This is a genomic window from Mycobacterium paraterrae, from assembly GCF_022430545.2.
Taxonomy (GTDB): Bacteria; Actinomycetota; Actinomycetes; order Mycobacteriales; family Mycobacteriaceae; genus Mycobacterium; species Mycobacterium paraterrae.
In genome coordinates, this window is sequence record NZ_CP092488.2 from 1,904,789 (window position 1) to 1,925,776 (window position 20,988).

The window sequence follows — 20,988 nt, forward strand, 5'->3', positions numbered from 1 at the left end:
GGAAGGGGTACGCGATGACCGCCATCGACGTTGGGACCGAATCGGAGGCGACCGGCAAGGTGCCCCCCCGCTACGCGTGCGGGGAGACGTTCGTCCCGAAGAGCCGCTACATCGATGCCGAGTTCCTGCAGCTCGAACTCGACCGGCTCTTCACCAAGGTCTGGCAGCCGGCGTGCCGGGAGGAAGAGATCCCTGACCCCGGAAGCTTTTACGAGTACACCATCGGCCGGCAATCGATCATGGTGGTACGGCAAAAGGATGGAGCGATCAAGGCGTTCTACAACGCCTGCACCCACCGCGGCATGAAAGTCGTGCGGGGGACCGGCTGCGCCACCGCCGGCGACCTGCGCTGCGAATTTCACGGTTGGCGATACGCGCTCGACGGGCGCTCATCATTCGTGCCGTCCCGTGACGAATTCCTGAACCGTCCGAGGGAGCAGTGGTCGCTGCGGCAGGTCGCCGTGGGCGCGTGGGGCGGATGGGTTTTCATCAGCATGGCCGACGACCCGCCGGAGCTACTCGAATGGTTGGACCCGCTCCCCACCGCGTTGGAGCCATTTCGTTTGCAGGACATGCGATTCCGCTGGCGCAAGCGCACCAGGTTGGCCGCCAATTACAAGACGGTCATCGACGCGTTCATCGAGGGCTATCACACCCCGGGCACGCATCCGCAGACATTGCGGGCCGTCCAGGGTCCGCGACCGTCCGCCGAACCCGCGCCGCCCCAAGAGTTCGTCTACGCGCCGTACACGCCGACAATCCCCTATCGCAATCATTCGCGTTTCATCTACACAGCCCGGCCCGACACCGGTGACCGCGACAGTGCGCGCAAGGAACAGGCGGCGCGACCAGAGGTGTTCGCCAACTCCATGCAGTACAACTACCTCGAGATAGGTTCACTGGTCACCGAGCGGGATTACCGGGCGGCACAACAGCTGGCCACCATGGAGCCCGGTGAGATCCCGCCATTCGTGCTGTACCACCAGATGTGCGAGGAGTTGGCGCTGGCCGAGGGCGTCGATTTTCCGAAGATGACGATGGAGCAGTACTTCGCCGGCAACGGCGACTGGCATGTCTTTCCCTCACTGGTGATCCTGGTGGAGAAGTCGTGCTTGCTGGGCTACCGCATGCTTCCCGACGCCGAAGACCCGAATCGCTGTGTGTTCGAGATGTTTTCGCTGGAGCATTTCGCCGCGGATGAGGTGCCCGAGACGAGCTGGCTCGAGGTTGAACGTTGGCAGGACCACGACGGCTGGGGTGAACTCCCCGCCCAGGATCTCAGGAACATCGACGCGATTCACGCCGGCATGCATTCCCGTGGCTTCGAAGGTCTGTGGCTCAATACCGCCCAGGAGATGTCGATCCGTAACGAGCACGCGATCGCCGACCGGTTTATTTTCGGTGTCGACGGCGATGGCTGACGATTCTGCGGGCACGCGACCGTTGCCCGCGTTGACGGCTGGCAATCGCCCGTACTGGACGTCGGGCGCCGAAGGGGTATGGCGGCTACAGCGCTGCCCGGAATGTGAGCGTCTTATCCACCCGCCCACGCTGCGTTGCCAATACGACCACGCCGTACCGGTGTGGGAGGCGCTGTCGGGCCGTGGCACCGTCGAATCCTGGACGGTCAACCACCACCCGTTTTTTCCCGGCATCCCGACGCCGTACGTCATCGCTTTCGTCAACCCGGTCGAGGACACCCGCGCGCGGGTGTTGACCAACCTCGTCGACGTCGACCCTGAACGGATACACGTCGGCATGCCGGTTCGCGTGACATTCGAGTCCTGTTCCGACGGTGAGGATGACGACGTCTACCTGCCCATGTTCTCCCCGGAGCGGTGATGGCCGGAAGGCTCACCGACGACGTGATCATCAGCGGCATAGGCCAATCCGACATCGGTCGCCGACTCGGACGCGATCCGTTGGAGCTGACGATCGACGCATGTGTGGCAGCGGTCGAGGACGCCGGGCTCACCCTCGCAGATATCGACGGGCTGACGACCTATCCGGGCGCATCGATGGCCGGCAAAGGCTTTTCCGGCGCCGGACTGCGGGAACTGCACGACGCACTCGGGATTCGGCCCAACTGGGTCGCCGGTGGGGTCGAGTACCCCGGGCAGTTGGGTGCGGTGGTCGATGCGATGCTCGCCGTCGCGGGGGGCATGGCGAATCACGTGCTGTGCTGGCGCAGCATCTGGGAGGGCACGGCCCAGGGCAGCGGCCGCCGTCGTGGGTACGGGGTGCCGGCAGGCTCGCGCGCGACCGGTCAACTCGGCTGGCAGCTGCCTTACGGTGTGTCGGCGGCGAACCTCGCTGCGCTGCAAATCCGTTCGCGTATGGAACGTTTCGGCCTCAAGAGAGAGCAACTCGCTCAGATCGCGATCGTGCAGCGCGCGCATGCCAAGCTCAACCCGAAGGCGGTATACACCGATCCCATCGACCTGGACACCTATCTGGGGGCGAGGATGGTGTCGGACCCGCTGTGCATGTACGACTGCGACATCGCCTGCGACGGTGCGACGGCGTTCGTGGTGTCACGCGCGGAACACGCAGCTGCGCTGGATCATCCCGGCGTGGTCGTAGAAGCGCTCGACTGTGCGCACCACGATAGGTTTCTCTGGGAGGGTGGTCAGGATATCGCCCGCTTGAACTCCCGGTGGTCGACTATTTGGAAACGTACCGATTTCACGCCGGCCGACGTCGACTACGCGTCTCTATACGACGGTTTCAGTGTCTTCGTCCTGTGCTTTCTGGAGGACTTCGGATTTTGTCAGTTCGGCGAGTCAGGGGAGTGGGTAGCTGATCCGGCGCGATTTTCACTCGGCGGCGAGTTACCCATCAACACCGCGGGCGGACAGCTCTCCGGTGGTCGTCTGCATGGCTTCGGTCATTTGCACGAAGCGTGTGTGCAGGTACGCGGAGACGGGGGTGTCCGGCAGGTGCCCGACGCCGCCCTGGCGGCCTGTGGCGTCGGCGGCGCCAACAGCGGCACAACGATGATGCTGTTACGCCGATCGAACTGATAACTGCATAGGTGTCGTTTGGGTCAGGCTCGCCTGCGGTCTAACCCTACACAATAGGACATTATATGTACATATTGTTCCATTCGGCACTGACATGGCCTTGAAAGCTGCAATGATTGAAGTACTGGTGCTGCTTGCATGGTGCAGGTGGTGGTTACAGTTGCCGGCAGCGGCATTCACCGAGTCTCATTGGGCTGTTGAGTTTTCGCGCAGCATAGGTGCGGTGGGAGGATCGCCGCAGAAGGCTCCGAATAACGTTGCCGCCAAAATGAAACCCGTAGCACAGAGCCACGATGACTGATGCCGTGCGAAATCGCGGGACTGCGAGCAGTAGGCCGATCGACGTTTCTACCGCGCCATTAATGTAGACGAACGTTCGTGGCCGTTCGGGAAAGCCGAGCTTAGTGATCGGCTCAAAAATTCGCGGACGCACGAAATGCGCGAGTCCGACAGCCATTACGGACATCCCGAAGTACAGTTTGCGCCGGTCGCGGCTGCGGTCGTGTACCATGCCTTAACTTTGCAGCGCCGTCGTTTCTAGGAGCCTCGAGATACGTGGCAAGCATCCGTTGCCGTCGATCTGGTGGGCTACAGACGCGAATCTCCCCTGTGCGAATGCCTTTGGCGAAGACAACTTCATTCACTTGTCACGGTCAGCGATACCCCGCAGGGTGGTGTCTCGAGCCAGCAAAAGGGAATTTCGTGTGCCAATATCTCTCAGAATGTTTTCTGGAATCCACTGCTCGCCGATGATGCAGCGAGCTAATTGTTCCGTTGCTGCGCTCTCGGTCCTTATCTCGCCTGCCCGAATACCCTTGGCTAGAAGTGCTTTCATCTGCCGAATGCGGGTGGCGAACGACCACGCCGGGGTGGCCGTATCGGGGGGTGTTTGACGCAGCCACGCCAACTGAATTCGAAACTCGTCCGGAAATTGGTCGAGCGCATTGATATTCAGCCAGCTCAGCGCATCGAGCTTCTCAATGGTCGTCGAATCCGAGCGGACAATATCCGTCCAAGCACCACCAACCTTGCGTCCGAACTCGAGCATGATCGACATCAGCAGCTCATCTTTGGAGCCGACTACACGGTAAACCGTCCCGGTGCACAAGCCCGAGGCTGCGGCGATGTCGCGCACCGTCGTCATTTCGTATCCACGTCGACCGAATTCGGCGCGCGCGACCGCCCGCAAATGAGCGGCCTTGAGATCGGTGGCATCTTCGGTGTCCACCCAACTCTCGATGATCTCCTCGGCCACCGCGAATGCTTCTGACTTGTCGAGATCGGCGTCAGTAGGTGAATTGACCGCGAGGCCTTCTAACAGGATCCGACTTTTCAGTTTGGCCACTTCGTCGACGGCGGCATTGTGTCGGACGGGATCGAGACCAGCATGCAACATGCTCTGGCAGATACGGTCGGCCAAGGTGGGCAAATCGGAGTCGACTCGGATATACCCGCTCCATCGGCCGGCGCGGAGCGCCTGCAGCATCGCGGCTTGGATCTTGGCCGGCGGACGCTTCGCCAATTGGACAAGCTCGGGATCATTGCTGGGGCCCTCGTAGAACGACATCTGAAGTGCGGCACGATGTTCCACAGCGCAGCGTGCGATTTCGCACGCGAGTGCTTCGATCTGATCGGACACTGGACCACGGTCGGGTTCGTCGACGCGTGCGAGGGCCGCGTCACCGATACGATCCAGATCAGCGTGATAGCGCCGAATAAGCTCGAGGAAGATGGCCTCTTTCGACTCGAAGTGGTGATACAGACTGCCGGCCAGAATGCCCGCGGCGTCAGCGATCTGTTGCACGGACGTCCTTAAGCCCGTCGCGGCGACAACGGCGCTTGCCGCTCTCAAGATTTCGGTGCGGCGGGTGGCGTCAACCGATCGCTGGTCCGACACTGCGACGAGCTTGCCATTGCGACGACTTTTATGGCTCCCCGCGGACCGGCTCTGGACGGAACTTCGCTTCGCGCCGTCGGCCATGGCCAAGCCCTCCTTTGCCGGTCTTCGCACGGGTGCACACCTAGATATGGATTCTATCTAAGCCGGGCAGCGACGATGTTGCGATGCGACGGCCGGTCGTGGTGCTGAGCAGTTCATCGATACCCACCGCGGCCTACCCTAAGTCGCTAGCTTCGACGCCAAGTCGAGCACCGACACCGTGTCGGTACCGACTTTCTTTAATCGCTCTGACGACCGGAAGCCAAGATCGACATCGGTAGCTTGAGCACGCAACGCCCCAACGGTCAGCTGCTCCTTCGGAAGGTGCTTGAACATGTCGAAGTTGTACAGGCGCAGGGCGTTTTCGTGGGTGATCTTGTCGATATCGTCATCAGGCAGACCGTCGAGGTAGATATCGAGAGTTTCCGGCGCCAGCGGCCAAGTGGAGTCCGAGTGCGGGTAGTCACACTCCCACGTCACCATGTCGATATTCAGTTTGTCACGGTTGGATATCCCGAACTCGTCGTCGATGAAGCACAGCGCGACTCGCTCCAGGAACACTTGGCTGGGTGTCTTGTCGCCGAAGTCCTGATGGGTCCATGCGCGATGCATTTTGTAGACACGGTCCACGCGTTCTAAAAAGTAAGGCACCCAACCGATCCCGCCCTCCGACAGGGCGAATCGCAGATCGGGGAACTTACGCAACATCGGCGACCAGACAAGATCCGCCGCTGCTTGCACGATGCTCATCGGCTGCAGCGTGATCATGGTGTCCACGGGCGCATCGATCGACGTGATCACGACACTCGAAGACGAACCGATGTGCAGATTGACGATCGTGTTCTCATCACTACAGGCCTGCCAGAAAGGATCCCAGTGCGGATCGTGCAGAGAGGGGTACTCGATCTTGGTCGGGTTCTCCGAAAAAGAGATGGCATGACAACCCTTCTTCGCGACACGGCGCACCTCCTGGGCCATCAGCTGCGGATCCCAAATCGGCGGCAGTGCTTGAGGAATCATTCTGCCTGGATACGCGCCGCACCATTCGTCGATATGCCAATCGTTGTATGCGCGCAGCACCGCGAGTCCGAGGTCCTTATCCTTCGCGCGGGCGAAGTACTGTCCGCAGAACTGAGGGAAGGAGGGGAAATTCAGCGCCGCCGCCACTCCGTTTGCGTTCATGTCGCGGATGCGCTCGTCGATGTTGTAGCATCCCTCGCGGATTTCGGACAATCTCGTAGGTTCGGCCCCGTACTCGTCCGGCGGACGTCCGGCGACCGCGTTAAGGCCCACATTGGTAGCCTCCGCACCCTCGAAGACCCACGCATCGGTACCGTCCTTGCGCTGAATCAGCTTGGGGACGGCGTCCTTGTATTTGGCTGGGATGTGATTGTCGAACAGCCTGGGCGGTTCGACCATGTGGTCGTCCACCGAGACCAGAACCATGTCGTTCATATTCATACTGAGTGCTTCCTTTCAGCTTCGATGGGATGCAGTTAAGACGTCGCGGTCACGTGCTTTTCGCGGCCGCCGCTTTGCATGGCCACCACCGTGATGCTGTTGCCGCCAAATACGTTGGCAGGGCGGGGGACCCGTCGACCCTGCTCTGCCGACGCGTCGTGAACGAGGTCTTTGATCACGGTTACGTATTTCCTGCCTTCGTTGCGAGTAGGACAAGCCGCAGCTCCACCGTCGGTGGCGACGTGGGTCGCTCCACGTTCGCTGCCGGTAGATCGCCTGGCGCTGGTTGCCTCACCGTGCACGGATAATCACCGCTGTCCGAAAGCCCTCATCTGGCATGGCGGTCGATTGACTCCAACGCATTCGGACTCTACGGTGAAACAAGTATTAGGTCAATGTCGACAATGCGGTGAGGAGGCTGCCCGGTGAGTGTCGACGACCATCACCAGCAGTCGCTCGGGATGTTGGCGTCAGCCCTTGCGGGGCGCCCACTCGCCGTCACCGCTGGAGTTGCAGGTGGGCCGTCCTGGACCGACGGACAGACCGTGTACGTCGATCCCTCCGCGCAGCCCCGTGCAACGCTAGAGGCGGTGGCCGTTCATGCGTCGATGCTTGCGGCAGGCAGCCTGGCGCCGGACATCGTTGACCGACTGATACGGCATCCCAAGCTTTGTCGCCGCTACTTTGCCGTCGAAGCGCACCGGGCTTTAGTCGCCAACGACGACTTGCTGCCGGCGAGGCTGACTGCGTTAGCAGATCGTGAGCTCGCCGCTCTCAGCTGCTCGGCCGCGGACTCTCTGACGATCGCTTCAGGCAAGACCGTAGCCGTCGAGCCGCCGCTCAATTTCGGAGTTATACGCGCGAAGAAGCTCGCCGCGGTTCTGAAGCGCGCCCCGGTCCAGGATGAGAAAGTCGGTCACGTTGCCCGAAAAGGGGCGAAGGGTGAGCTGCACGAACTCGCCGACGATGCTGTGGACGACAGCGACGATCCCGACATGTTTAGCAGTCCGGTAGGCGGTGGCGGCTTCATTGGCAAGTGGCTCAAGAAGATGCTGTCTTCGTCCCGAAAGTCGGGGAACGACCGGGGCGGCCCACCGGGGGCGGATACCCCGACCCACCGGACGAATTCAGCCAAGCGGGGCGCCTTTGCGGTTTCGTCGACTGCCTTGGCTGCCGAGGCGGATGTCGAACAGGACGGGATGAAGTATCCGGAATGGGACGCGAACCGCGGCGCATATCGTCCCGATTGGTGCACGGTCCGAGAGGTCGAGCCGGAAATCAAGCGTGCGGCGACCGAGGTCATCGAGTGCAGTAGCGGGGTGCGGCGCCCACTCGCAAGGCTCGGTGTGGGGTTACAGCGGCAACGCCGTCAGTACCAGGGCGACGACATCGACATTGACGCGGCCGTCGAAACGCGCGTCGAATTACTCGCAGGATCGGTGCCGTCTGATGCGGTCTATCTCGACAGCCTGCGGCGGCGCCGCGAGCTGTCAGTGCTGGTGCTATTGGACATCTCAGGCTCGGCCGCCGAGCCCGGTACGCTCGGGCGGACGGTGCATCAACAGCAGCGAACGTCGGCTGCCAATCTCGTTGTCGCGCTGCACGATCTCGGTGATCGAGTGTCGTTATACGGCTATTACTCGCAGGGCCGAGCCGCGGTAAGACTGGTGCCAGTCAAGCGGTTCGAAGACCACCTCGACGCGGCCGTATTCAAGCGCTTGAACAGTCTGGAACCTGGTGCATACTCACGCCTCGGCGCAGCCATTAGGCACGGTTCGACCGTGCTTGATCAGCGCGGCGGAACGCCCCGACGATTGCTTGTCGTGCTGTCCGACGGGCTCGCCTACGATCATGGATACGAACCTGCTTACGGCGCGGCGGACGCGCGCCGTGCACTCGACGAGGCGCGGCGTCGCGGAATCGGTTGTGTCTGCCTGACTGTGGGGGCGGCGACGGACGTCGGATCGCTGAGGAAGGTCTTCGGAAGTACGGCGCACGCCGCTGTTGGCCGGCCCGAACAACTTCCAGATGTTATCGGACCTCTGTTCAGATCCGCCGTGCGGTCCGCTGAAATGCAGCGACGTGCGTGCTGAGGGGGTCCGGCGGGGGAGGGGCCAAGTCGTCTCGCCACTGCTGGTCGAGTCGGGAGATCTGCCAATTTCGTGCGATTGGCTAAAACAAACATCTGTTCCATCTAAGCTGCTGCACTGTGACCGAGGGCATGTGGCGTACCACTGCCAGGAGTCGGATGGCGGAAGGGGTCGGATGAACAACGAGGTCGCGCACCCGCAGCGGAATGGCGCCGGATCCCTGACCGCTCAACCACGCCCGTATTACCGGTCGGTGGGCAACGAAGAGACGGTTTTCAAAGCGGCTTACCGGCAGGGGCTTTCGCTGGTCCTGAAAGGTCCAACCGGCTGTGGCAAGACTCGGTTCGTGGAGGCGATGGCCCACGATCTCGGCCGGCCATTGATTACGGTCTCGTGCCACGACGACCTGACGACCGCCGACCTGGTCGGGCGCTATTTGCTTCGTGGCGATGAAACAGTGTGGGTTGACGGACCGCTAACCCACGCGGTCCGCGAGGGAGCGATCTGCTACCTCGACGAGGTTGTCGAAGCCCGCCAAGATACCACTGTTGTTCTACACCCACTCGGGGATCATCGCCGCCAGTTGCCGATCGAACGGCTAGGAATCACGCTCGACGCGGCACCGGGCTTCGGTCTTGTCGTCTCATACAACCCCGGCTACCAGAGCGTCCTGAAGGACCTCAAAGACTCGACGAGGCAGCGCATGGTTGCGATCGACTTCGGTTATCCTGCAACGGAAGTCGAGGAAGAGATCGTCGTTCACGAATCGGGCGTTGACCCGTCGGTTGCCGCTGAGCTGGTCCGCTTCGGTCAGGCGATCCGCCGTCTGGAGACCGGTGGGCTGCGCGAGGTGGCGTCCACCCGCGTGCTTATCGCGGCGGGCCAATTGATCAGCGAGGGCCTGTCGATCGTAGATGCAGCGAAAGCAGCAATCGCGGGCCCGCTCACTGACGATGTAATCGTCTCTCGCGGTCTCAACGAGATGATTGGCATCTATCTGGGAGAGTCCGCCCGCTCGATTCGTTGACGCTGCGCAACGCGGACCGTTAAGGTATGAACAAATATTAGGTTGAAGCGGAGGCGAGTTTGTCTTACGAGAGCAAAGCCCATCCGATCAAAGTCGGATATCTGATGGACTTCACGCTTGCTGCGGATTTTCCGAAGGAGCTGTTGGATTCGTTTGTCCAGTCCTTAGACCTCGTGTTCGAAGACGCCCTCGAGAAGGGGCTGTTGGATCGGCCGGTACAGGTGATCTACAAGGAGGTCGAGGGTCTACCCAAGGGGACAGTCAAAGCAGTGATCGACGCCTACGCCGAACTCGTCGATGAGGGCTGCCTAGTTGTGTTCGGCCCCAACATCACTGACAACGTGGTGCCGATGCGCGAGGCGATCGAGGAGCGTTTCAAGGTGCCGGCGATCAGCGTTACTGGGACCGACGACTGGCTGGGTGAGTGGACTTTTTCGTTCCCTCAAGGTTCGATGACCGATGAGCCCATCTTCCTGGCTGACCTCATCGCCAAGAGGGGGTTGACCGACGTCGGTGTCTTAGTCGAGCAGAACCTGATCGGCGAGACGTACCTGGGCAACTTTCGACGCGCCTGCGTGCGCAAGGGTCTGCGGATTGTTGCTGAGGCGCCGATCGCGCAGACAGCCCAAGACATTCATGCCGCGGTCGGGTCGCTGTACGAAGCCCGGGCCGAGGCTATCGTCCACTTCGGTTTTGGTTTCGGCATCGTTTTCATCAATCCGGCACTGGAAGCTGTTGACTGGGATCCGCCGCGCTTCTCGACCACCGCATGGCAGAACGCGTGGATCAATCCCGTGATGTGGCAGGCGTTCATGGGCTGGGTCGGTGTCGACCAGTATGACGAAGCCAACCAACTTGGGCAGGACTTCCTCGACCGCTACGAGGCGAAGCACGGCAATCGCCCCGAGTATTGCGTTTCCGTGGTCAACCACGACATCGCCTCGACCCTGGTGCGCGCCTTTGCCGATGCCCATCCGCTGAGTCCGCGCGGAGTCAAAGAGGCACTCGAGCGAGTGAAGATGATGCCTGCGGCTTCGGGTGCGCCAGGTACGCGGGTCTCTTTCGGCAAATGGACCCGCCGGGCGTGGATGGGTGCGGGCTACCTCGTCGCCCGCACATTGGACGCCGACGGCGTCAACTCGCATCTTGTCGACCGATTTGGTCAGGAGTAGTCGTATGAGCACCGAAGAATTCACGTCACGCTCAGTCAGTCCAACGAAGCATTCCCCTCCGGGGCGGTCACGCGGTGGCAGCGTGGGTTCATGGCTGGCCGGGATCGGCCTGCTCGCATTCGTCGGGTTGTTCATTGCGGTTTCACGCACGAAACTCGATCCGCGAGTGGCCAACCCGAACACCGTCGGTAGGCCGCGCCCGGTCAAGTACCTCTTCGGAGTCACCGGCTGGATGGAGTACATCGAAATCGGTACGGCGCTGATGCTCGTGGCGCTCGTAGTCGTCTTCATCGTTGGGTGGCGCCGCAATCCCGGTAGTCCGGTGATGCTGATGTTCTTGGTGACGACGCTGATCGTGTGGCAGGACCCCATCATGAACTGGGCACCCTACGCGGTGTACAACCCGGACCTCCTACACTGGCCCGAGTCCTGGATTCTGATCATGATGTCACCGACGGTGGAACCGTTCATCGTATTCGGTTACGTGACATTCTATTTCGGGCCGTACTTCGTAGCGGTGTGGGTGCTGCGCAAATTGCAGGCCAACCGCAGTCCCGATGCTTTCGTCAGCCGGCACCCGCTAGTCAGCCTAGGCCTCCTGGTACTAGTCATTGGATTCGTATTCGACGCGATCCTCGAAGTTGGTTCCATCGCGACCGGTCTCTACATCTATTCGCAGGTGATCCCATTCGGGTCGATCTTCACGGGAACACCGTTCCAATTCCCACTGATCTGGGAGTCGCTCGGGGTGACTTTCGTGATGATCCCGGCGGGGATTCTGGTCTACCGTGACGACACGGGAAAGTCGGTGGCAGAAAAGCTGGCTGCGAAAGCCAAGCTGTTGCCGACCAAGCCCGTACTGGGAACCTTCCTGGTGATGTTCGTGATCATCAACATCTCTTACTTCGCCTACGGGGGCTGGTTCTGGGCGATCAAGGCCAGCGGCGCCGCGACGTCAGTGGCGTGTCCGTGGCCGTATCCGGAAGCCAAAGTCTTTGACCCACAAGGCTATTACGAAGAAAACGGAGCAAAAGGGCCCTACTCGGTGGGTAAGTGGTCGACCTGGCAGTACGCCCTGCCCCACGGCCGCCCCGACGTACAGTTGGGCTCCAAGAGCAATCGCTGCGCAACTCAGGCTTCCCATGGTTGATCGTCGTAGTGTCGTCATCACCGGTGCCTCGCGCGGCCTCGGCTTCGCCTCGGCAGTACGCCTCTACCGTGAGGGATGGCAGGTGGTCGGCGCCATGCGGACACCTGAGCGAGGGATGCCGCTGTTGCGCGAAGCGACCGGCGCGGCCGAAGAGGACGATCGACTCGTCGGTGTCCAGCTTGATCTGATGGACGCGGCCTCTATCGCAGCGGCTGCCAAGACGATCGAAGAGCGGATTGGCGCGCCACACGCGGTCGTACACAACGCCGGAATATCGGCCGCCGGGACGGTCGAAGAGACCGATACAGCGTTGTGGCAGAACATGTTCACCACCCATGTAATCGCGCCCGTGGCTTTGACAAAGGCGCTGCTGCCGTCGATGCGGGCGGCAGGGCGGGGCCGCATCGTGCTCGTCAGCAGTGCGGCGGGCGTACGAGGGCAACCTGCCACGGGACCGTACTCGGCTAGTAAGGGCGCGATGGAACGGTGGGCCGAATCGCTGGCCTTCGAGCTAGCCCCTTTCGGGATCGGCGTGACCGTGCTGGTCACGGGCACCTACGACACTGAGATCATCACGGACGCAGGCACGACCGACAACCGTGACTTCACTGGCCCCTACGCGCGTCTACATCAGACGATGAACAGTCGCGGCCGGTACGCGATCAAGTTCGCCCGCTCTCCCGAGCGTTTCACCGACGGATTGGTGAATGCACTGGATGACCACGGTGCCTTCCGCCGTCATGGCGTCGGCCCCGATGCGTCGATCTTGTTGACCTTGAACAGGGTGCTCCCTGCTTCCGGGATGCACCACATGTCCCGAATCATTCTCGGAATTCCCCGTTTCGGCTCGATGCGTAACGGGGCGTGGCCGCTGACAACGGCGCAGCGCGGGATGGTCGCTGCCGCCAAAGTGCTCCCGGAACCAGTCATGACCCGGTTGGCGTCGCTGGCGACGCGACTTTCCCGGACACAGCCCGCACCAACGGAAGGTGGAAGCGATGACTAAGGCAACGGCGGTCACGTTCGAGTCGAAGATGATGATCGACGGCGAACTCGTCGATGGCGAGTCAGGCACATTCGCCAACATCAATCCCGCCAATGAAGACGTGCTCGGTCAGGTGGCGGACGCGTCCAAAGCCGATATGAATCGGGCGATCGACGCAGCGCGGCGGTCATTCGACGAGACCGACTGGTCGACCAATCGAGTACTACGGAAGCGCTGCCTTTTGCAACTGCACGACGCGATCGAAAGCGAGTTGGAGGAACTACGCGAGGAACTCATCCTCGAAGTCGGCGCACCCAGAGCGGTGACACATGGTCCTCAGCTGGACGCGCCGCTGGAGGACGGGTTGAAGTTCCCAGCCCGGTTCATCGATTCTTTCCACTGGGAAACTGATCTCGGCGACGCGGTGGTGTCGTTGACCGGCGTGAACTCTGCCCGCCGCGTGTGGCATGAGCCCGTCGGTGTGGTCGGCGCGATTGTTCCGTGGAACTTCCCGTTCGAGGTGACGATCAACAAGCTCGGGCAGGCACTGGCCACAGGCAACACCGTGGTGCTCAAACCCGCCCCCGACACCCCCTTCAACGCCACCCGGCTCGGGCGATTGATCGCCGAAAAGACCGACATACCAGCCGGAGTGGTCAACGTGGTGACCGCATCGGATCATCTCGTCGGGGAAGAGCTGACCTTGTCGCCGAAGGTCGACATGATCTCATTCACCGGGTCCACGGCGGTGGGCAAACGCATCATGGAAAAGGGTGCGGCCACGATGAAGCGACTGTTCCTTGAACTCGGAGGGAAGTCGGCGACCATCGTGCTCGAGGATGCCGACTTCGCTACTGCGTGCTTGATCGGCATCGGTCCGCTAATGCATGCCGGCCAGGCGTGTGCCGCGCCCACACGAATCTTGCTGCCGCGCAGCCGTTACGCCGAAGGCGTGGCGATCCTGCAGGGGATCTACGAGAACATCCACGCCGGCGACCCCCAGGATCCGAACACCATCTGCGGACCGGTCATTTCAGCTAAACAACAACAACGCATCCTGGGTTACATCCGCAAGGGTGTCGACGAGGGCGCGACGATGCTTGTCGGCAGTACAGAACCGTCGAAGGCATTCGACAAAGGGTTCTGGGTCAACCCCACCCTATTCACCGACGTTGACAACGCCATGACCATTGCCCAGGAGGAGATCTTCGGGCCGGTGCTGGTCGCGATTCCCTACGACGACGAAGACGACGCGGTCCGTATCGCGAACGACAGTGCTTACGGTCTGGCCGGCATGGTGATGTCGGGGTCGACGGAGCGGGCATTGGCGGTAGCGCGCCGGCTGCGCGCGGGGTTCATCGGGCTCAACGGCACCGCAGGATACGGCGCCGACATGCCCTTCGGGGGCTACAAGCACAGCGGTGTCGGACGCCAGAACGGACTGGCGGGATTCCACCAATACACAGAGATCAAATCCGTCGCTTATCCCGCGAATTGATAGGAGCAAGATGTCAGAGCTATTCGACGAACTCGAAGACTTCGCGGCATTCGACGACGTCGTATCGGGCGATGTACGCGACCCGTACCCGGAGTTGGCACAACAGCGTCACGACACTCCGATTCAACGAATCGATATGTCGACCATGCCCGGTGAGGAGGGCAAGCCGGTCTTCATCGTCTACCGCCACGAGGACATCCAGACGATGCTGCGGGACCACGACACCTTCTCCTCGAACGCCGTGATTCAGATATTCGGCGACGTTCTGGGCCACGGGGTGATGCTGGGCATGGATGAGCCCGTCCACGGCCGGCTGCGTTCGCTGGTAACCAAGGCCTTTACTCAAAAAGCTTTGGCGCGTTGGGAAGACGAGATCGTCGGTCGCATCGGTAACGAACTCATCGACGGGTTTGCCGCCGACGGTGCGACCAACCTGGTGAAAACCTTTACGTTCCCGTACCCGAGCCGCATCATCGCGGCACTCCTCGGCCTCCCGGAGGAGGACTTCCCGCAGTTCCAGCGCTGGTCGGTGTCGATGTTGAGCTACACCATCAATCCCGAACGAGGGCTGGCGGCGTCAAAGGCCCTCGTCGAGTACTTCACTCCCATTCTGGAGGCTCGCCGGGCGGAGCCTCGCGAGGATCTGATCAGCAGCCTCGCAGCTGCCGAAATCGACGGCGAAAAGCTTGCGGACGAAGACATCTACTCCTTCATCCGGCTGCTGCTCCCGGCTGGCGTGGAAACTACGTACCGTTCCCTGGGCAGCTTGCTCTTTGCGCTACTCACCCACCCCGACCAGCTTGACGCCATCCGCACCGACAGGACCCTCATACCGCAAGCCATCGAAGAAGGTGTGCGATGGGATGCGCCTCTGCTCAACATCACTCGCGTAGCCACGCGGGACACCGAGTTGGCTGGCGTGCCCATCCCACAAGGGTCATCGGTGATGCCCATGCTCGGCGCAGCTAACCGTCAAGAAGATCGGTACACCAAACCCGATGACTTCGACATCTTCCGGCAGGCGAAGGTCCCGATCAGCTGGGGCTACGGAGTCCATGTCTGCCTCGGGATGCACCTCGCCCGACTCGAGATGCGCACGGCCATCAACCTGTTGTTGGATCGGCTACCCAATCTCCGCCTCGATCCTGACGGTGACGACCCGCACATTCGCGGCATGGTCTTCCGCTCTCCGACGTCACTGCCGGTGCTGTTCGACCCGGCCTAACGAACCCGTTGCTCCGTGCCGGCGCGGTCCAGTGTCGCTCTCCCCGGGCAGATCGCGGGCTGATATTCCTTGAAAGGATTGGAAGAAGCGCATGACCGACTTCGAAGCAGTTGACTTTTTCACCGATGAAACTCTGGTGTCAGACCCTTACCAATACTTCGACTTCCTACGGTCGAAATGTCCTGTGTCGCACGCAACTCCATTCAACGTCATGGCGGTCACGGGTTACAACGAAGCTCTCGCGGTATATAAGGACCCGGCCTTCTCGTCGTGCAACTCGCTCGCAGGCCCATTCTCGGGATTCCCCTTCGGTCCCGACGGAGCCGACGATGTGTCCGATTTGATTGAGGAGCATCGCCACATCGCCCCGATGGCTGAGCACATCTCGAATCAAGACCCGCCGCTGCACGGTCGGACCAGAGGTCTGATGAATCGGTTGATCACTCCGAAGCGCTTGAAAGAGAACGAAGAGTTCATGTGGCGGCTGGCGGACCAGCAGCTGGACACTTTCATCGAACGAGGGAGTTGTGAGTTCCTCGCAGATTACGCAAAACCCTTCTCTTTGCTTGTCATTGCTGATCTGCTAGGTGTCCCTCAAGAAGATCACGAGGAGTTCGAAGCGCAATTCGGTACCCAAGTTGCGGGTGAGCTCGGGGAGGGAACAACAGCGCTTAATCCCTTGCAATGGCTCAACGAGAAGTTCTACGCCTACATCGATGACCGCAGGCGCTCGCCGCGCGGGGATGTGCTGACCGAGTTGGCCCTGGCAAAGTACGAAGATGAGTCCACGCCCGAGATCGAGGACGTGATGAACTTGTCGACGTTCCTGTTCGCTGCAGGCACAGAGACGACGACCAAACTCGTCAGTGCCGCGGTACGTGTCATCGGCGAAGACCCGGAACTTCAGACATCCCTACGCGAGGACCGAGCGAAAATTCCAGCGTTCCTCGAAGAGACGTTGCGCATGGAAAGCCCAGTCAAGGCTCATTTCAGAATGGCGCGAAAGACCACCACGGTGGGCGGAGTGGAGGTCCCCGCGGGCACCACGGTCATGCTGCTGCCGGGCGCGTGCAACCGCGACGATCGAAAGTTCGCTGACCCCAACACATTCGATGTCAATCGATCGAATGTACGCGAACAGATCGCCTTCATTCGCGGCGCCCACTCTTGCCCGGGTGCTCCGCTGGCGAGGGCGGAAGGCCGGATCTCGATGAACCGAATCCTCGATCGCATGGCGGATATCGGACTTTCGGAGGAACATCACGGCCCGGCAGGTGCGCGCCACTACGAGTATGAGCCGACCTTCATCTTGCGTGGCCTCCGCGAACTGCACGTGACCTTCACCCCTATCGGCTGAATCGAGCGACCCATGTCGAAAACTGTTTTGGTCACTGGCGGGTTAGGGCTGGTGGGCTCCGAAACCGTCCGAAGATTGGTCGAACTCGGTCAGCGCGTAGTGGCTACCGATCTCGACACGCCAGCCAATCGGAAGGCCGCCGCCAAGATGCCCAGCGGTGTCCAGTTCCGGTGGGCCGACCTCACCGAATCCGCGCAAGTGCAGCGTCTGCTCGCCGATGTTGCCCCGGACGCAATCGTCCATCTCGCGGCGATCATCGCACCGGCGATCTACCCGATACCCAAAGTCGCGCGCCGAGTGAATGTGGACGCCACCGCAAATCTCGTTCGCCTCGTTGAGGGGCTACCGAAGCAACCACGATTCGTCCATGCCTCGAGCATCACCGTCATGGGTCCCCGGAATCCGCACCGCACAACGCCTCCCCTGAGGGCGGAGGAACCGATGCGGCCCTACGACGTCTACAGCGGCCAGAAGTCCGAGGCCGAAGAGATTGTCCGGGGATCGACACTCGAATGGGTGGTCCTGCGTCTGGGAGCAGTGCTCAGCCCGGACATGGGGGCACTGCCGGTCACCACTGACGCGATGTATTTCCAAGCAGCACTACCCAGCGACGGCCGGGTCCAGACCGTTGACGTGCGCGACGTTGCATGGGCATTTGCTGCGGCAACCACCGCCGACGTCGCCCGCGAGATCTTGTTGATAGGCGGCGACGACTCTCACCAACTGACCTACGCCGAAGTCACCTCGGGCCTAGTGGCGGCTCTGGGCATACCGGGCGCCATCCCCGAGGGCCGGCCCGGTGATCCGAACAGCGACGACGACTGGTTCGTCACCGACTGGATGGACACCACCCGCGCTCAAGAGGCGTTGCGCTTTCAAAATCATTCGTGGCCCGACCTCAAGGCCGAGTTGGCGGAGAAGTACCGATTGCTGCACTATCCAGGCCGACTCATCGCCCCGATCGTGCGACTGTTCATGGCGCGCCGCTCGCCGTATCGCAACGCGCCGGGTCAGTACGCCGACCCGTGGGGCGCAATCCGCGCCAAGTTGGGCGAGCCAGCATGGGATCAACTTCGACAGTGAGTGCGACGGCACGCTTTGACCCCCAGGCGCATTGGAGTCATTGCGGGCAGATTGAACGAAACTGCAAGTGGTGAGGAGAGGACATTATGCGAGTGCCTCGCGCCGTGGCGAACTTCCATCGTCGTGTCACCAATCCGGTGGCTCGCTCACTCACGCCGTGGCTTCCATGCTTGGGTACTCTCGAGCACACTGGCCGTAAGTCAGGCAAGCGATATCGAACGCCTCTCTTGGTTTTCAAGACCCAGAACGGCTACGCCATCCTCATCGGATACGGGCTCGAATCGGACTGGCTCAAGAACGTAATGGCGGGCGGGCCGACAGCCCTTCACACGTGGGGCAGGGCTGTCACGCTGGCCAACCCAAAGATCCTAGCGAAGGCCGAGGCCGCACAGCTGGTTACGCCAGCGCCACGGCTGCTCTACCGGTTATTCCCGTATAACGAAGCAGCATTGGTGTTGACGAGACCTGCCGATACAACGTGACGTTCGAAATCGGTTCCAGTACAGGGGGTCTCGCCCGCTCATTGACGGCTGACTACAGACCAGATTGGCTGCCGGGGAGAAGACGTTGTGATACGGCATGAGGTCGCAACCTGTCTTCGGCCGCTTGCTTCGAGGATGCGTGCGTTATACGATTTCGGAACAAATATTTGGCCAGAATGTAGGTCAGCGCGAGGAGGTTCGGATGGCGGGTCGTTTGGAAGGAAAGGTCGCTTTCATCACGGGGGCGGCTCGCGGCCAGGGGCGCGCCCACGCGGTCGCGATGGCGAGGGAGGGAGCAGACATCATTGCCATCGACATCTGCCGCGACATTCCCTCGAACCCATATCCTTTGGCCTCGCCCGACGATTTAGCCGAAACCGAGCGGCGGTGAAAGAAGTAGGCCGCCGAGTCGTTGCGCGGGTCAGTGATGTACGGGAGCGCCACGAACTACGGGAAGCTGTCGAAGCCGGGCTTGTCGAGTTCGGCAAGATCGACATCGTCGTCGCCAACGCCGGAATCCTGCCGATGGCCATGGGCCGCCCACACGATGCGATGTCGTTCGTTGACGCGAGCGATGTCGATCTTCTCGGCGTGATGAACACCGTTGCGGTGACGGTTCCCCATCTGACTGACGGTGCTTCGGTGATCATCACCGGGTCGACCGCGGGCATGATCACCGGCACCACCGACAACCCGGCTATGGGCCCCGGCGGCAGGGGTTACGGCTGGAGCAAGCGGACCCTCATCGGGTACGTCGAACAGATGTCGATGGCCTTGGCAAGTCGCATGATTCGGGTCAATGCGATCCATCCCACCAACTGCAACACGCACCTTCTGCAGAACGACGGCATGTACAGCATGTTCCGCCCTGACCTCACGCAGCAGGGTAAACAGGCCAGTCGCGAGGACGCCGAACCGCTGTTCACAATCTTCCAAGCCATGCCTATTCCGTACATCGAGCCGGACGACATGGCGAACCTGGGCGTCTTCCTTGCCAGTGAAGAGAGCCGTTACATCACTGGACAGCAGATCCGAGTCGACGCCGGCTCGTTGCTCAAGTGGCCCAACGGACCCGGTGGCTAATCCGGCCGGCCAGACGCCTGTCTAGCCGGGTCACCGCGGCAGCCAGGCGGTGGAACGTGAACACCCGCAGAGGCGAGATTGGCAAGTCTCATCTGGTGCTGATGCGAAATCAATTGCGAGATAAGGCGATCAGTTCGGGAGCTCTGTTCGAGGCGGAAAGGACCGGTTATGGCGAGTAAGTCACCGGAGGAGCACGCCCAAAACCTTGATCTTCGCCACCAAGACTTCAACGACCCGGAATACCTCTACGAGGTCTACGAGGTGATGCGCGCCAACGCGCCATTCTGTCACCAGGATTCTCCGTTCGTGGGTCCTACGCCGGGTGGCGCATGGGTTGCTACCGGGTACGACGATTGTTACGAGATCGCGCGCGATTGGCGCAGCTTTTCGAGCAGGCCCGTGACTCCGGACGGCTCGCTGATGTGGTTCGGCGACATCGTGATCACCATCGATCCGCCACGGCAGCAACAGCTTCGCAAGATTCTCAACCCGTATTTCTCACCGGGGCGGATGAAGCAGCTAGAGCCGCAGGTGCGTGCGGTCACCGACGACTTGATCGACGACTTTGTCGAATCGGGCAGCGGCGACCTCGCCAACGTCGCCTGGCGGCAGCCCGGGATCGTCTTCTTTCGGCATCTACTGGGCATGCCTGTCGAAGACGTGCCGCTGTACATCGAGACGACGGACATCGTGATCAATGGTGAGAGCGAAGAGATCCGACAAGCGGCGATGAACGATCTGTACCAGCGGGTACGCGGGGAGATCGAAAAGCGCCGTGATGAGTCGTCGCGCGACGACCTCATCAGCGTGTTACTCGACGCCGAGATCGACGGTGAAAAGCTGAGATTCGACGACGTAGTCGCGAATGTAATTCTGCTGGTGCAAGCGGGACTCGAAACAACGTCGAGTGCAATGTCATTTGCATTCTTCTACTTGGGCACCCACGCCTCAGAGCGTGACCGGCTACGCGGCGAACCCGAACTGATGTCCACCGCTATCGAGGAATTTATCCGGTTCGCCGGTTCGATCCACGGACTGAATCGCGCTGTCGTAGAAGAGGTTCATCTCAATGGCCACCAATTCTGTCCCGGGCAGACGGTCGTGGTGAACTACGCGGCCGCCAACCGCGATGCGAGCGAGTTCAACGAGCCGAACAAATGCATCCTCGATCGACAGGCAAATCGGCACCTGGGGTTCGGAGCAGGCGTTCATCGTTGTCTAGGCTCCAATCTGGCCCGACTCGAGTTTCGGGTGGGCGTCGAACAGACCCTGAATCGGATACCCGACTACGCGATCCCGCCTGGGGCAAAGGTTGATTTTCACGGGAATTCGGTCACTCGGGGTTACCGCGCCCTGCCCGTCGTCTTCACGCCGGGTGCCCGCGTCGACCAGTAAGGCGCGGCGGGCGAACGC

Annotated in this window: 17 protein-coding genes and 1 pseudogene; 15 read left to right on the forward strand and 3 right to left on the reverse strand. The window is 61.3% G+C overall.

Going from position 1 to position 20,988, the window contains the following annotated elements:
• The first annotated feature begins 14 nt into the window (after positions 1-14).
• From MKK62_RS09105 to MKK62_RS09115, 3 genes are read left to right on the forward strand one after another with little or no spacing between them, the layout of a single operon-like run.
• A complete protein-coding gene (locus MKK62_RS09105) occupies positions 15-1,421 on the forward strand; it encodes an aromatic ring-hydroxylating oxygenase subunit alpha (RefSeq protein WP_240261380.1) in 1,407 nt (468 codons plus the stop codon).
• The gene (locus MKK62_RS09110; protein WP_240261379.1) at positions 1,414-1,842 is read left to right on the forward strand and encodes a Zn-ribbon domain-containing OB-fold protein; all 429 of its coding nucleotides are present in this window, start codon (positions 1,414-1,416) and stop codon (positions 1,840-1,842) included. The genes MKK62_RS09105 and MKK62_RS09110 overlap by 8 nt, the downstream gene beginning before the upstream one ends.
• On the forward strand, positions 1,842-3,023 hold the full coding sequence (locus MKK62_RS09115) for a thiolase family protein (RefSeq protein ID WP_240261378.1): 1,182 nt from the start codon (positions 1,842-1,844) through the stop codon (positions 3,021-3,023). Before MKK62_RS09110 ends, MKK62_RS09115 begins: the two co-directional genes overlap by 1 nt.
• Positions 3,024-3,177: 154 nt before the next feature.
• Here the strand turns inward: MKK62_RS09115 and MKK62_RS26635 are convergent, their stop codons facing one another.
• From MKK62_RS26635 to MKK62_RS09125, 3 genes are all read right to left on the reverse strand, one after another.
• Positions 3,178-3,534 carry a DoxX-related protein gene (locus MKK62_RS26635; RefSeq protein ID WP_491562397.1) on the reverse strand — a complete coding sequence of 119 codons (357 nt, stop codon included), beginning with the start codon at positions 3,532-3,534 and terminating at the stop codon, positions 3,178-3,180.
• A gap of 129 nt (positions 3,535-3,663) precedes the next feature.
• Entirely contained in the window at positions 3,664-5,004 is a 1,341-nt protein-coding gene (locus MKK62_RS09120; protein ID WP_434085043.1) for a TetR/AcrR family transcriptional regulator, read from the reverse strand.
• Positions 5,005-5,142: 138 nt separating this feature from the next.
• Positions 5,143-6,423 (reverse strand): amidohydrolase family protein, encoded by a 1,281-nt coding sequence (locus MKK62_RS09125; protein ID WP_240261376.1) that lies wholly within the window; start codon positions 6,421-6,423, stop codon positions 5,143-5,145.
• Between the two features lie 461 nt (positions 6,424-6,884).
• On the opposite strand from MKK62_RS09125, the gene MKK62_RS09130 reads away from it, so the two are divergent.
• The 12 genes and pseudogenes from MKK62_RS09130 (at position 6,885) to MKK62_RS09185 (ending at position 20,970) form a co-directional block, all read left to right on the forward strand.
• Positions 6,885-8,516 (forward strand): nitric oxide reductase activation protein NorD, encoded by a 1,632-nt coding sequence (locus MKK62_RS09130; protein ID WP_240264232.1) that lies wholly within the window; start codon positions 6,885-6,887, stop codon positions 8,514-8,516.
• A 172-nt stretch (positions 8,517-8,688) separates the two neighbouring features.
• Positions 8,689-9,540 carry a CbbQ/NirQ/NorQ/GpvN family protein gene (locus MKK62_RS09135; RefSeq protein ID WP_240261375.1) on the forward strand — a complete coding sequence of 284 codons (852 nt, stop codon included), beginning with the start codon at positions 8,689-8,691 and terminating at the stop codon, positions 9,538-9,540.
• A gap of 59 nt (positions 9,541-9,599) precedes the next feature.
• Positions 9,600-10,712: an ABC transporter substrate-binding protein gene (locus MKK62_RS09140; RefSeq protein ID WP_240261374.1), complete on the forward strand. Its 1,113-nt coding sequence runs from the start codon at positions 9,600-9,602 to the stop codon at positions 10,710-10,712.
• A gap of 4 nt (positions 10,713-10,716) precedes the next feature.
• Positions 10,717-11,862 (forward strand): spirocyclase AveC family protein, encoded by a 1,146-nt coding sequence (locus tag MKK62_RS09145; RefSeq protein WP_240261373.1) that lies wholly within the window; start codon positions 10,717-10,719, stop codon positions 11,860-11,862.
• Positions 11,855-12,868, forward strand: coding sequence for an SDR family oxidoreductase (locus tag MKK62_RS09150; protein ID WP_240261372.1), 1,014 nt, complete (start codon positions 11,855-11,857; stop codon positions 12,866-12,868). Before MKK62_RS09145 ends, MKK62_RS09150 begins: the two co-directional genes overlap by 8 nt.
• On the forward strand, positions 12,861-14,345 hold the full coding sequence (locus tag MKK62_RS09155; RefSeq protein ID WP_240261371.1) for an aldehyde dehydrogenase family protein: 1,485 nt from the start codon (positions 12,861-12,863) through the stop codon (positions 14,343-14,345). Before MKK62_RS09150 ends, MKK62_RS09155 begins: the two co-directional genes overlap by 8 nt.
• A gap of 10 nt (positions 14,346-14,355) precedes the next feature.
• Positions 14,356-15,570: a cytochrome P450 gene (locus tag MKK62_RS09160; RefSeq protein ID WP_240261370.1), complete on the forward strand. Its 1,215-nt coding sequence runs from the start codon at positions 14,356-14,358 to the stop codon at positions 15,568-15,570.
• Between the two features lie 91 nt (positions 15,571-15,661).
• Complete coding sequence (locus MKK62_RS09165) at positions 15,662-16,927, forward strand: cytochrome P450 (protein ID WP_240261369.1); 1,266 nt, start codon at positions 15,662-15,664, stop codon at positions 16,925-16,927.
• Between the two features lie 12 nt (positions 16,928-16,939).
• Positions 16,940-18,010, forward strand: coding sequence for an NAD-dependent epimerase/dehydratase family protein (locus MKK62_RS09170; RefSeq protein WP_240261368.1), 1,071 nt, complete (start codon positions 16,940-16,942; stop codon positions 18,008-18,010).
• A gap of 86 nt (positions 18,011-18,096) precedes the next feature.
• A complete protein-coding gene (locus MKK62_RS09175; protein ID WP_240261367.1) occupies positions 18,097-18,492 on the forward strand; it encodes a nitroreductase family deazaflavin-dependent oxidoreductase in 396 nt (131 codons plus the stop codon).
• Between the two features lie 202 nt (positions 18,493-18,694).
• Positions 18,695-19,575: pseudogene (locus MKK62_RS09180) on the forward strand (mycofactocin-coupled SDR family oxidoreductase).
• Between the two features lie 168 nt (positions 19,576-19,743).
• The gene (locus tag MKK62_RS09185) at positions 19,744-20,970 is read left to right on the forward strand and encodes a cytochrome P450 (RefSeq protein WP_240261366.1); all 1,227 of its coding nucleotides are present in this window, start codon (positions 19,744-19,746) and stop codon (positions 20,968-20,970) included.
• Positions 20,971-20,988 lie beyond the last annotated feature (18 nt).